12 protein-coding genes and 1 pseudogene are annotated in these 12548 nt (G+C 63.2%); all 13 read right to left on the reverse strand.

The genetic code is table 11. From position 1 onward, the window contains the following. Positions 1-326: pseudogene (locus tag AC1P6P_RS01080) on the reverse strand (hypothetical protein); the annotation flags it as partial. Next, on the reverse strand, positions 326-1312 hold the full coding sequence (locus tag AC1P6P_RS01085; RefSeq protein ID WP_481400583.1) for a hypothetical protein: 987 nt from the start codon (positions 1310-1312) through the stop codon (positions 326-328). The gene AC1P6P_RS01085 and the pseudogene AC1P6P_RS01080, both read right to left, overlap by 1 nt. A 104-nt stretch (positions 1313-1416) precedes the next feature. Continuing rightward, entirely contained in the window at positions 1417-1803 is a 387-nt protein-coding gene (locus AC1P6P_RS01090) for a DMT family transporter (protein WP_481400584.1), read from the reverse strand. A 10-nt stretch (positions 1804-1813) separates the two neighbouring features. Further along, on the reverse strand, positions 1814-3010 hold the full coding sequence (locus tag AC1P6P_RS01095) for a hypothetical protein (protein WP_481400585.1): 1197 nt from the start codon (positions 3008-3010) through the stop codon (positions 1814-1816). Positions 3011-3017: 7 nt separating this feature from the next. Next, complete coding sequence (locus tag AC1P6P_RS01100; RefSeq protein WP_481400586.1) at positions 3018-4460, reverse strand: UbiA family prenyltransferase; 1443 nt, start codon at positions 4458-4460, stop codon at positions 3018-3020. Then, on the reverse strand, positions 4445-5878 hold the full coding sequence (locus tag AC1P6P_RS01105; protein ID WP_481400587.1) for an O-antigen ligase family protein: 1434 nt from the start codon (positions 5876-5878) through the stop codon (positions 4445-4447). The genes AC1P6P_RS01100 and AC1P6P_RS01105 overlap by 16 nt, the downstream gene beginning before the upstream one ends. Then, positions 5782-6921: a glycosyltransferase family 4 protein gene (locus AC1P6P_RS01110; RefSeq protein WP_481400588.1), complete on the reverse strand. Its 1140-nt coding sequence runs from the start codon at positions 6919-6921 to the stop codon at positions 5782-5784. Before AC1P6P_RS01110 ends, AC1P6P_RS01105 begins: the two co-directional genes overlap by 97 nt. Beyond that, positions 6918-8045: a glycosyltransferase family 4 protein gene (locus AC1P6P_RS01115; protein WP_481400589.1), complete on the reverse strand. Its 1128-nt coding sequence runs from the start codon at positions 8043-8045 to the stop codon at positions 6918-6920. The genes AC1P6P_RS01110 and AC1P6P_RS01115 overlap by 4 nt, the downstream gene beginning before the upstream one ends. 3 nt (positions 8046-8048) lie before the next feature. After that, positions 8049-8939 carry a hypothetical protein gene (locus tag AC1P6P_RS01120; protein ID WP_481400590.1) on the reverse strand — a complete coding sequence of 297 codons (891 nt, stop codon included), beginning with the start codon at positions 8937-8939 and terminating at the stop codon, positions 8049-8051. Positions 8940-8941: 2 nt separating this feature from the next. After that, positions 8942-10048 carry a Gfo/Idh/MocA family protein gene (locus AC1P6P_RS01125; protein ID WP_481400591.1) on the reverse strand — a complete coding sequence of 369 codons (1107 nt, stop codon included), beginning with the start codon at positions 10046-10048 and terminating at the stop codon, positions 8942-8944. Further along, a complete protein-coding gene (locus AC1P6P_RS01130; protein ID WP_481400592.1) occupies positions 10045-10884 on the reverse strand; it encodes a WecB/TagA/CpsF family glycosyltransferase in 840 nt (279 codons plus the stop codon). Before AC1P6P_RS01130 ends, AC1P6P_RS01125 begins: the two co-directional genes overlap by 4 nt. A gap of 15 nt (positions 10885-10899) precedes the next feature. Further along, on the reverse strand, positions 10900-11904 hold the full coding sequence (locus tag AC1P6P_RS01135; protein WP_481400593.1) for an NAD-dependent epimerase/dehydratase family protein: 1005 nt from the start codon (positions 11902-11904) through the stop codon (positions 10900-10902). Positions 11905-11995: 91 nt separating this feature from the next. Continuing rightward, positions 11996-12541: a transcription termination/antitermination protein NusG gene (gene nusG / locus AC1P6P_RS01140; RefSeq protein ID WP_481400594.1), complete on the reverse strand. Its 546-nt coding sequence runs from the start codon at positions 12539-12541 to the stop codon at positions 11996-11998. Positions 12542-12548: the final 7 nt, after the last annotated feature.

Genomic DNA, 12548 nt, shown 5'->3' on the forward strand with positions numbered 1-12548 from the left:
GCGGCCGACCACAGATAGACCGCTGCGCGCAACTCGGGCCACAGCGCTTTCGGCAGCCGGTTGGCGATCGCGGGCAAGGCGTCGCCGAACAGGCTGTAGAGGATGCATTCCGCCAGCATCACCACTGACCAGGCGATGTTGAAGGTGCCGAATTCGCGCGCGCCGATCATCCGCAGCAACACCACGGTGAAGGCAAGGTTGGCGCTGCTGTAGATCGCCTGTTCGATGATGCCGAGCATCACCGGCCGGCCCCAGCGCGTCAGGAACTGCAGCCGCGACGTTGAGATTGCGGGCGGCCAGCGCAACACGGCGGCGATCGCGTTCATCACGCCAGCTGCAACACATAAAGCAACGCTTCCGCCGCATGCCAACCATGCGGTCCGGCCAGCTTGGCGCTCGCCCAGGCGCTATCCACGCGTTCCATCTTGCGAAAATCCGCGCTGGCCCCGTTGGCTTCCCAGGTCTGCGGAAACGCATCGCGGTGCGGAAGCGGCGGCGGATCATTGTTCCAGTAATGCGCCTCGGCCCAGGCGAGATAGGGATAATCGCGGCTATTTTGCGCGCCGAAACGCAACGGATACGGCACGCCGCCGTCCGGCATCCACCACACCAGCGAACGATAGTGATCGGCCCGCCACGGCACTTGCCAGGCATCCGGCAAGCCCCACGCCTGCAACCCGGTCTTCAACCACGCCGTCTGATAGGCAGCATGGGTGCCGCCGTCGGTCGATCCGGAAATATGATCGCCGCGACGGAAACGCTCGGCCGCAGCGACCGCTTGCGCAATCAGCGGATGATCCCGCGGCGCCTTCGCCAGCGCGAGAAGATACAGCGTCTGGCCGATGTTATCGGGCTCTTCCACACCGGCGTTGGTGTCGAACACATTATCGAGACCGTTGATCCATGGTGTGATGAGGCCGACGTTACCGGTCTTTTCCAATGCCATCGCCATCATCGCGGCATCGCGCCGCCACGGCTTGTCATAGACGATCAGATTGGGCAGCGGCACACCGCCGACGATGTTGACGAGCAGTTCGTGATGCAGCGCCCGCAAGCGGCCGGCATCGGGACCGGCAAAGCGCGGCCGTCTGATGCCGCCGCCGGAAACAATGGGTTGATCACCGATCCAGACGCCGGTCTCGTCCTCCTTGAGGCGGATCGCCTTGCCGTCAGATACGATATCGACGGTCGTCTCCGAGGCGCGGATGGTTTCCGATGTGACGGTGCCGTGCCACAATACCTCGCCGGTCTTCAAGTCGGACAGTGTACCGGCGCGATAAAGCAGCTTGCGCCGGTTGCCTTCTCCAAACACAAAAAAACGCGACGACGGCAACTGTGCCGCATTGCTCTCGCAACCCGATAGGCCGGGCGCGAGCAGCGCTGCTGCACCGGTTGCGAAAAATGTCCGCCGGTCGATCAGCGCGAAAACCCGATCAGCGCAACGCCGGCGACGACCAGCATGGAGCCGACGATGCCGGTGACCGAAACGCTTTCGCCGAGCAGGAACACCGACGACAGGATCACGCCGACGATCGCCAGCGAAACCAGCGGATATGCCATCACCAGCGGAATCCGCGACAGGCACAACAGCCATAGCACTGCGCCGATGCCGTACGCGCCGAGCCCGGCAATCACATGCGGACTGGTGAACATCGCGGTCAACGCCGGCCCTGGCCCGCCCGCCATCGCCGTGCGCACCGACGGCAGACTCATGCCCGACTTCATCAACAACTGGGCCGCCGTCGAAAGTCCGACGCTGACGAATGCCAGCATCCAAAACCCGAGTGGAATGTTGGTACGCATTGCAGATCTCCTAATAGTGCACGGCGGCGGCGTAGGTCCGCATTTGCCCCGTCGCCGCGAGATGCTGAAGGCTGTCGTTCCAAGCGCCGAAGTTGACGATGAGCAAAAGCGCCGCGACCGGAATGGCCAAAACCGCGGACCATCGGGGCAATTTTTTCTTGGCCACCAATGCCAAAGCCACGACAAACAACGGCAGGTAGTTGGGCGAAAACAGGAACGCACTTTCGCTGCCGTAGACCGAATGCAGCACGACGCCGAACAGCGGAAACAGCGGGATGAACCATTGCGTGCGCGGCAACACCCACAAGCCGACCACCAAAACAGCGACGGCGATCAGGGCAACCAGCACCGACACCACCGTTCCCGGCAGCAACAGCCCGAATACATGCAACGACTGGTCCCACGTCCGGGCGCCGACTTCGACGAAGTGACGTTCCTCCAAGAAATTGAGCGGAATGCCGAGACGCTTGCGCAGGAAAAGCCACTGCGGCGCCCAGACCGCGAAGACCAGCGCCAATCCGAGAAGCGCCGGCCGCACCATCATGCGTGCGCGTGAAATGTTCTCGCCCGCGAAGCTGCGCCAGCCCCGCCGCAGCGCCGTAAAGTCGATCTTTTCGAGCACCCATAGCGCCGCATTCGTCACCACAAGGGAAAAGCTCGCGGCGAATGCCAGAGCCGAGCGCGGCTTGCGCGCGGTCATCACCAGCACTGCGACGATCGTCGAAACACCGCCGGCCATATGGGTTTCCGGCAATGTCGACCAAAACACGAAACTCGCGGTGGAACAGTAGAGCAGCACGTAGCACGTTGCCGCCCACGGCCCGATATCGAACCGGCGCAGCACGACATACAGCAAACCCGCGCCGGTCGCCGCGATCATCACTCCGATCAGCGGCACCGCTTCTGCGGCCGGCAATCCGAACAGGCGCGCCAGCACCTGCTGATAGAAAACGCAGATCCAGCCGTGCCAGGGATGCACCTTGAGACGGTAGTAATTGTCCGACGCGCCCGTAAGATTGCCGAGCACACGGCCGGTATCGGCGTCATACATCGCGTTCTGGGCCGGCACGTTTCCATGCAACGCCACCGCCGCGGCCCAACCGATCGCACACGCCGCGACAATAACGAGCCCGAACAGCGCGCCATCGAGCCAGCCCACGCGCGTCACCGCCGTTGCTCGAGACCACACCGCGTCTGCGATCGCCATCATGGGCCTAGAGAGAGGCCGTACCGAGGGCGAGCACCGCCACCGCAATACCCAACGTCACCTTGTCGCGCAACGCAAACACCAGCGGATCGTCGGGAATGTGCTGGCGCTGGCTCATCATCACGAACCGCGCGATCCAATAGAGCAGCAACGGACACGCCAGCCACAGGAACTGCGAATGATGGTAGAGACTGCGCGCCTGATCGCTGGCGATGTAGAGCGCCAACACGATCACCGACGAATAACCCGCCGCTGCCGCCAGTCCCGCCAACACATTGATGTCGACCGCCTTGTAATTGCGATTGGACGGATCGGACAACCCGGCGTTGAGCCGCATCACCATCTCGGAATGCCGCTTGATGATCGCCAGGAACAGGAACATGAACATCGAGAACGCCATCAGCCATTCCGATAGCACAACGTCGATCGCTTCGGCACCGGCGATGACGCGAATGGTGTAGAGCCCGCCGAGCGTCACCACATCGATGATCATCTTGCGCTTGAGCGAGAACGAGTACGCCATGTTGACGGCGAAGTAGACCGCCAGCACCGCCAGGAAATTGAGGTTGACGAACGCCGCCAGCGCGAATGCCGCCGCCAGCACGCCGACGCCGACCAGCGCCCCCTTCAGCACCGGCACCGAGCCGCTGGCGAACGGCCGCTTGCGCTTGGTCGGATGAGCGCGGTCGGCTTCAATGTCGACGAGATCGTTGACGACATAACCGCCCGAGGCGCACAGCGAGAACGCCACGAACGCCAGCAGGCTGTAGAGAATGTTGTGGAGGCTGAACGTGTGCGACGTCAGCATCGGCACCAGCACGAGGGCATTTTTCGCCCACTGATGCGGCCTCAACAGCTTGATCCACGCTTTCAGCGACGTCCGACCGGCTTCGATGCGGGTCACATCCTGCCCGCGGCGAAGACGGCCGATCACGCCCGCCGGTGCGCCGACCGTGATGGCGTTGCGGGCGTGGCGCCAGACCTCGAGGTCAGCGGCCTCGTTGCCGACGTAATCGAACCGCTGCTCGCCGAACTCGGACACCAGGCAGGCCGACTTACGGCTCGACTTCAAATTCACCTTGCCGTCGGAACCGAACCATTGATCGAAACCAAGGTGGTCGGCTATGGCGCCGACGATGCGCGTGTCCGACGCGGATGCCAGCACGATCCGGCGCCCATTTGCTGACGCTTCCTGCGCCATCTCGATCACCCGTTGGTTGTAAGGCAACGTCGCGGGATCGAATGTGTAATCCACCGCCAACCGCCGCTTCAACGCCACCTTGCCGTGCGCCAACGCCGGCAATGCCTTCAGCGCCGTGAGCGGCGAACGCCCCATCACGCCGAAAAAGCTCTCGACCAGCATGTCGGTCCGTACCAGTGTGTCGTCGAGATCGATCACCAACGGTACGTCGGGTGCAGTGTCGATCGTCCGGGCTAGCTGGGCGTCCATATCGGCCTCCACGTTTGTACCAATTGGGATGACCGGCGGCGCGCGCGCGCCCGCAGGCCGAAATACATCCAGGCCACCAGCGACGCGGTGACGAGGTTGTGAATGCGAAGCCCGGAATCCGAGACCGACATGGCGGCGATGAACACCAGCCAGCCGATCGGCACCTGTGCGTAAAGCACGTCCGTCCGCCTTGCCAAACGCAACGCATTGCGCAGGCCCGTCGCCATCATGGCGAAAAACAGCGCCGCGCCGATCAATCCGAAGTCGATCAGCATCTCGAGATAGCCGCTCTCGAAGGTGAAGTATTTCGCGTGATACGGCGTCAGCGTGCGCAGTTCGACCGCCGGTTCGTTCCACACGCCGGTGAAAAAGTTGGAATAGCCCCAGCCGAACAGCGGGTGTTGCCAGAAATAGTTCGGCCACACCGCGAAAACGCGCGACCGCCCGCTCATGCTGGCGTCGCGGCCGACGGCGTGCAACACCGACCCGGTGCCCATGCTCATCACCGCAACGATGACGATGGCGATGGCGAGCACGAAGAACGGCGTCCATTTCGAACGTCGCGTCATCAGGAAGAAACCGGTCATGATCAGCGCGCCAAGGCCGGCACAGAGCAGTGCGCTCGCCGCCCCGGCGCCGACCAGCGCCACCGTATGCGCGCCTGCCAGTGCCAGGTACCGCCATCGTTTCGGCGCCACCAAAGCTCGGCCATAACAGGCCAGCGCCGCCAATCCGAAGAACAGGCCCGCGAGGTTTTTGTGCCCGAACAGCCCGCCATACGGTTTAAAACCGAGCAAGGTCTCGCGCGCCATGCGGTCGTAGGTGAAATGCGACTCTATCGGATAGATCAGCCAGTGCACGATCAGCACGACGGCCGACAGCGTAATGAACAGCGACACGAAGCGGCCGACGGTGTAATTCCGCGCCAAATACATGCCGAACAGCAACGTCATCACATACATGAACAGCTTGGTCGCAACCAGCTGCGAAGACGGCGGCGAAAACGCATAGGACAGCAGCGCCGACACGACAAACAGTCCGAACCAGCGGTTTTGGGAAAACAAATTGATCGGATTGATCAGTTCGTGTCGCAGGTAGAACAGCAACAAGCCGTACAGAACCAGCCACAGCGCGGTGTAGCTCGACGACGAGCCCGCCTTCTCCATGATCGCGCCGGACGGCGCCGCGACCACGAAAACCGAATAGAGCGTACCGCACAGCATCAGCAGATAGCAGGCGGTGAAGACATCGCGGACGAACCCCGCCCGAATCCGCAGCGGCGCAGCGGCGCGCGGCAGGCGGATGGTGATCGCGGTTCCGTTCAAAACGTGCTCGCCATCGAGATGAACGCGCGCGCCGAATTTTCCAATCCGCGAAATGCGGCGGCAGAGCGGGCGCGGGCGGAGAACGCCGACCATTCCTGCTCGTCCGTCGCCAGCATTAGGGCGCGCTCGACCCAGGCGTCGACCTCCAGCGGCAAGACGTAGCCGTTCGATCCCGACACTACGACATCGTCGCCGGCGCCGACATGGCGCGAGACCAGCGCCGGGACGCCGCACTGCACGGCTTCGTCGCAGACCAGACCCCACGGCTCCCAGCGCGACGGCAACAGGAATACGCGTGCACTGGCGTAAACCTCGACCATCTCATGCCAAGACACCGACGGCTGGTGGCGAAACGCGACATCGGCCGCCTTCAGCCGGGCAACCAGCTTTTCTTCAAGCTCGCCCTTACCCACGATGCGCACGCGCAAGTTCGGCAACCGCATTTTGAGCGCATCGACTACATCGAGGAAAAACGAGACGTTTTTCTGCGTGTCGTTGAGATGGGCGCACCACAGGAGGTGGAATTCACGTTCGCCGAACGACGGCACGCGCTCCGGCATCTCCCAGGCAGGCACCAGCGGCACGCGATGGATCTTCTCCGCCGCCACACCGATGCTGCGGAAATAGGCAGCGCTCTTGCGCCCCGGCGTCATCACCGCTTTGCAGCGCCCGATCACCAGCGGCCGGATGAGCCGATGCGGCAGCGAGTTCGGCATCGTCTCGCGCCAGCCCTCGGTGATCATGCCCATCGGAGTGCGATGCAAGAATGCCCAGGCCGCGCCGACGAGCATCGTCGGATAGAGACCATTGATGAAGAGAAAGTCCGGCTGCGTCTGCGCCAGCGCTCCGCCAACGCCCTTGTTGATATGGGCATAGCGGCCCGGTCCCAGCTGCACCGCGCGGCCTTCCAGCACGGCATGCGGATACGCCGCCGGCTCGTTGTCGCCCCAGCTGCGGTTCGCCTCCTGCGCCGAACACGACACCACAGAGAGCGCAACACCCTCCCGCACCAGCCGGTTGTAGAGACGGTTCGTATACGGCGTCACCATGTTATTGAGGATGGTGATGCGCGTCGACGGAACGGCAACAGCGTGCCTGCCCGGCTCCGGCGTACGCTTTGTGGCGGGATGGCTCACGCGGCGCGCGCCGCTTGCCGTTCGGCCGGAACGACGATCTGCCACAACGTGTGCGCCAGCCGCTCCTCGAACTTATCCGCGGTGAACGCCTGACGATAGCGCGCTGCCGCCGCGGCTCCGAGCTTTGCCCGCAACATCGGATCGAGCAGCAACCACGCCAGGCAGTCAGCGATTTCGTCGACCGCCTTGCCACGCACGATCAGTCCGGTTTTTCCATCGCTAACAAGATCGGGAATGGCGGCCTCGCCGGAGGCGATGATCGCCTTGCCATAGGCCATCGCCTCGATGACCACCAACGGCTGGCACTCGAAATGATACCACGACGGGAAGACGAACACGTCGGCTTCGGCGAGCAACGCCGCTTTGCGAGCGCCCTCGACCGGACCGACCCAACTCACCGGCGGCCCCGCCTCGCGAATGCGATCGATGACATGGGGCTCGGGACCGCCGCCGGCGAATACCAGATTGTGCGCGATGCCACGGGCCAAGACGCTACGGCTCGCTTCAAGCAGATCGAGCGGCCCTTTGCTCTCGTAAAGATTGGAGAGGAACAACACTGTCGGCGTTGCCTTCGCGCGCGTCTGCAGCGGCGTCGCGATGTCGAGGCCATTGGCGACAACATGGAAACGCTGCGCCGGCACCACCGGCGCGACGTCGCGATAAAGCCGCTCCGACAGATGCACGACTTCGGCACCGTCGAACATCAGCCGGTACGCCATACGCATCAAGCCGGACCGCTCATAGCGCGGGCGAAGACCCTTCATATGCAAATGATAGATGCGCGTGACGCCGGCGGCCCGGCACATCAGTGCCAGAATGAGATCGCGCCAAAACGCGAAACCGCAGACGTTGGCGGTCAGATACATCGCGGCCGGGCGCTCGACGATGAGGGCGCGTGCCACTGCAACGCACAAGAGCACCGACGACCATAGCTTGCCGAGCCCGAATTTCTGTTGCGCCCCGAGGCCACGATTGACTTGGATCGGAACGACGGTGACGTCGAACAGCGTGCGCAGCCGCTCCGAACGCGCCACCGCTTCGCCCATCACCGCAGCACCGTGCAGCGGCGGCGGCATATGGCACACCAGCAGCAGGCGCGGCTTGTTGGGAACCGTTCCGTGCACGGATCAGCTCGCCGCCACGGCCACAGCCGCTTCGCCAGGCCAGAACTCGCCCGCCAGCGTCACCGTGGAGCGGATGTTGCCGCGGCTGGAAGCGCCGAACACGATCGCCTGGATCGCGTCCTGGCGGCAGACGTATTCCATCGCCTCACGCGGCGGAATTGCACCTGACGCGAAAACGCTCATGGCAACGGGCCGGAACCGCCGCGTCGCGATGGTCTTCTCGTAGATTTCGACACCGCCGCACATGCGGAAGCCGATCTTGTTGATGTTGGCGCAGATGATCGGGTTGTCGATGCCGACCTTCTCCAGCGCATCGAGCAGCATCGGCACGTTCATGGTGATGAAGCCGGGCTCGGCGCCGTATTTCGTCTTGACGTGATCGGCGAAGATGCGGAAGCCGTCCAGCATGCCCGCACCGAGGATCAGGTCCGTAAGAACGTTCTGCATGAAGATTACCGGTGTTTCGAGGCCGCGGAACATCTTCATTTCGGCGTCGATCAGCATGCGCGCCAGGGTGTCGATGTCCTTGCGCGCCACCGCCGTGCCGCCCTGCAACGCTGCGCCCAGCGCACCTTCGTTGGGCAGGAACGACTTCAGCGCCCCGAGCAGCCCCTGCTCGGTCACGGCATTGGCGTATTTGTGTGCATACGGCATGCAGGGATAGAACACGAAGCCCTGATAGCGGTCGGGATGGGCGCGGACGTGATCGCACACTTCCGCGATCCGCTCGTGCGTCGTGCACATGAAAGCGCGGATACCCTCCGCATACGCCGCATCAAGTACCTCGATGATGGCGTCGGTTTTCTGAAACCGCATCGCCTGGGCGCGCGCGCGCTCCTCCGACATGTGGTTGATGCCGAAAAACTGGTTATCGCCGAACAGAATGCGTTCCATGATTACCCCCGTGCTCCCGCGCCTTGGCGCAATCCGCTCCAGAAACCCGTCTTCGCTGCCGGCCGCGCCTCCGGCAGTTCAGGATGCACCGACGTGCGGGCGCCATCGGCGCTGCGCGCGATCGCCGCCACGACCTTGCTGGTCTCTGCCGCCGAGCGGAACGTGCTGCGCGTATCGGTCTGGCCCGCCTTCACCGCCTGCACGAAACCATCGATCTGGGCGGAATATTCCTCGCCGCGCAGATAGAACCACACCGGCTCGGTGAGATCAGTGGTGTAGCGGGTATTCCAGCCCTTTTCGTAGGCGAGACCGGTGTTGTCGCGAATGTATATCTGCAGTTCCTGCCGGTCGGCGACGGCGCGGCCGTTTTCGCCCCATACCGACACCTTCATCGACATCTTGCGGAAACTCTCGTCACTCCAATTGGCGGCGACGTGTCCGGTCATAGCGCTGTCATAGAAGAAGCTGGCGTAGACCTCATCATCGACGTCGGCCGAGTACAGCCGGTTGACGACGGCGCCACCGACACTTTCCGGCGCCCCGACGAGATAGTTGGCGAGGTCGATGCCGTGGCAGGCGTAATCCCACAAACAGCCGCCGCCCTCCACTTTCTGGGTGCGCCACGTCGATCCTTTCGGACGCAGCACCACCGGACCGTACGCTTCCACGCGGATGTGATGCAGCTTGCCGAGCGTCTTGGCGTCGATCAGCTGTTTCAACTGGTCGAACACGGCAACATGGCGATAGTGATAGCCGACTTGATTGACCAAGCCGCGGCTCTCGGCGATTTCCGCGAGCGCCAGACTGTCGGCGGGATCAAGGCAGAACGGTTTCTCGCAGAACACGTTGACACCGGCGTCAAGCGCCATGCGGACGATTTCGGCGTGATAGCGCGACGGCGTCGCCACGAACACCGCATCGAAACTCTCGGTGGACAGCATCTTGCGATAATCGCTGTAGCCCTTGAGCCCGGAATACTTGCTCACGACCTCGCGAACGTAGTCGGAGGGATCGCACACCGCCGCCAAATCGATGTCGGGATGGGCGTTGATGATGGCAAGGTGGGACAGCCCCATCTTGCCGAGGCCGATCAGTGCGGCGCGGATCATTGCGATACTCCGTTGGCGATTGCGGGCGTGGTGCGGGCGGGCTTGATGAAGCGCCCGGTCAAAACACCCTTGAAAAAGGCCTGCGCCACGAACACCAGATGCCACCACGTCCGTTTGGCGCGCACTCTCGGTTCGACGATCAGGCGATACAGCCACTCCATGCCGGCGGCGCGGATCGGAGCCGGCGCCCACTTCACGGTGCCGGCGTGGTAATCGAACGCGGCGCCGACGCCGATCAGCCAGGGCGCATTGATGCGGCCGAGGTGGGCGGCGATCCAGCGCTCCTTCTTGGGCACCGGCAACCCGACCCAGACGATGTCGGGCTTGGCGTCGTTGATCATCTTGACGATGGCGTCGTCTTCTTCCGCGGTCAGTTCACGGAACGGCGGCGAATACGTGCCGCAGACCACAAGCCCGGGATACTTTTCCTTCAGCCGCCGCGCCATTTCATCGGCGACGCCTTCCTTGCCGCCGTAATAGAAGTGCCGCCAACCCTTCGTGTTGCCCCAATCCGATGCTTCCAGCTGCAGGATCGGTCCCGGAAAGCGCGGGATACGATGGCCCCAGCCGTAACCGGCGACGATCACGCCGACGCCATCGCAGACCGAGAAATCGGCATTGCGCATATAGGCGCCAATGCTCGGCATCCGCATGCCGTGATACATGTTCTCGGGATTGGTCACGGCGATGTAGTGGCCGATCTCACGGGCGTTGATCGCCCGCTCGATTTCCCTGAGGACGTAAGGCCGCTCGGCACAGGTGACGGGCAACCCTTCGATGAACGCTGCGGGATGCACCCGCCGCGTCGGCGCCGGTTTGGCGATGATCTCTTGCATCGGAATGTCCCTGCCTCAGGCCACCGCACGCATCGGCGTCGGCGCCGGCTTGCGGTTGTGCGTGGCGCGCACCTGGGACTCGACCCAGGCGTAGGTTTTCTCGAGCCCATCCCACAGCGGCCGGCTCGGCGCCCAGCCCAGCGTGTCGCGGATCAGCGTGTTCTCGGAATTGCGGCCGCGCACGCCAGTCGGACCCGGGATGTGCTCGACGCCAAGCCGCTTACCGGAAATCTCGATCGCCATTTCGGCGAGCCGGTTGATGGTCACCATTTCGTCGGAACCGATGTTGAACGGCCCGGTGTGTTCCGAGCGCGTCAACCTGAGCGTGCCTTCGACGCATTCGTCGATGAACAGGAACGAACGCGTCTGCAGCCCATCGCCCCAGATCTCGATCGAGCCGCCGCTGTTGGCCTCCGCCACCTTGCGGCAGATCGCGGCCGGAGCCTTTTCCTTGCCGCCGGTCCAGGTGCCTTCGGGCCCGAAGATGTTGTGATAGCGGGCGACGCGGCATTCCATGCCGTAGTTGCGGTTGAATGCGAGATAGAGCCGCTCGCTGAACAGCTTCTCCCAGCCGTATTCGCTGTCGGGCGCGGCCGGATAAGCCGAATTCTCGGCGCAGTTGGGATTGTCCGGATCTTCCTGATTGTAGGCCGGATACATGCACGCCGACGACGAATAGAACACCCGCTTGATGTTCCGCTTGTGGCAACTGTCGGCCATGTTGAGATTGATGGTCGCCGAATTGTGCATCACGTCGGCGTCGTGCTCACCGGTGAAGATGTAGCCGGCCCCGCCCATGTCGGCGGCGAACTGGAAAACCTCGTCGAAGCGCCGATCGGTGACCGACCGGCAGAATTCCGCGTCGCGCAAATCGCCGATGACGAAATCGTCGGCTTCGGTATCGGAAAACTGCGGGAATTTGAGATCGACGCCGCGCACCCAGAAGCCTTCGCGCTTAAGCCGCTTCACCATATGGCTGCCGATGAAGCCCCCGGCACCGCACACCAATGCAAGTTTCATGATGACGTCCTCTCCTTCGTGTTTCGGCATGCTGCCGCCGTTGAGGTGAAACGGTATTTCACCCCTGACAGCCGTCGACGCCGGTCTCGCCTCAAGCGGCCGGCATCAGGCTCTGTTGATGCAATGAAACGTTCACGGGCCGGCCAAGAATGCTGAGCAGAACCCGCACGCGCCCGTCGGGACCGAGATATTCAAGTGTCCCGACAAGATCGGCGAACGGACCATCGGCAATCACGACGGCCGCCCCGACTTCAAGCGACGGCAGCCAGTTGATCGAGCCGTCGCAATTGGTTCGCGCCATGAGCGCTTCCACGATGCCCGCGGGCACCGGAGCCGGCCGATCGCCATTGGTGACGATGCGAACGACACCGCGGGTGCCGTTGAACAGGCGCCAACGATCGCGCGTGAGATCCAGCGGCACGAAAAAATATCCGGGAAACAGCGGCGCCAGCACCGTCGACGTCTTGCGGGCATGGCGCACCGTTTTCTTGAGGCGCGGACACCAGACGCGAAAACCCTGCTGGATCGCGTGCTCGATGGCGCGGTTTTCCTGATGCGGGCGCGATTGCACGACGTACCAACCCTGGCTCGCCGCCGCGGCTTTCGCCCCGATCATTTCGTTGGCCTGTTCGCTCATCGCCGGC

It is taken from the genome of Rhizomicrobium sp. (genome assembly GCF_056722145.1).

Coding starts and splice junctions, on each gene's coding strand:
- AC1P6P_RS01090 (WP_481400584.1), bottom strand. CDS start 1,803: ATGCGTACCAACATTCCACTCGGGTTTTGGATGCTGGCATTCGTCAGC.
- AC1P6P_RS01095 (WP_481400585.1), bottom strand. CDS start 3,010: ATGGCGATCGCAGACGCGGTGTGGTCTCGAGCAACGGCGGTGACGCGC.
- AC1P6P_RS01100 (WP_481400586.1), bottom strand. CDS start 4,460: ATGGACGCCCAGCTAGCCCGGACGATCGACACTGCACCCGACGTACCG.
- AC1P6P_RS01105 (WP_481400587.1), bottom strand. CDS start 5,878: ATGGTCGGCGTTCTCCGCCCGCGCCCGCTCTGCCGCCGCATTTCGCGG.
- AC1P6P_RS01120 (WP_481400590.1), bottom strand. CDS start 8,939: ATGGAACGCATTCTGTTCGGCGATAACCAGTTTTTCGGCATCAACCAC.
- AC1P6P_RS01125 (WP_481400591.1), bottom strand. CDS start 10,048: ATGATCCGCGCCGCACTGATCGGCCTCGGCAAGATGGGGCTGTCCCAC.
- AC1P6P_RS01130 (WP_481400592.1), bottom strand. CDS start 10,884: ATGCAAGAGATCATCGCCAAACCGGCGCCGACGCGGCGGGTGCATCCC.
- AC1P6P_RS01135 (WP_481400593.1), bottom strand. CDS start 11,904: ATGAAACTTGCATTGGTGTGCGGTGCCGGGGGCTTCATCGGCAGCCAT.
- nusG (WP_481400594.1), bottom strand. CDS start 12,541: ATGAGCGAACAGGCCAACGAAATGATCGGGGCGAAAGCCGCGGCGGCG.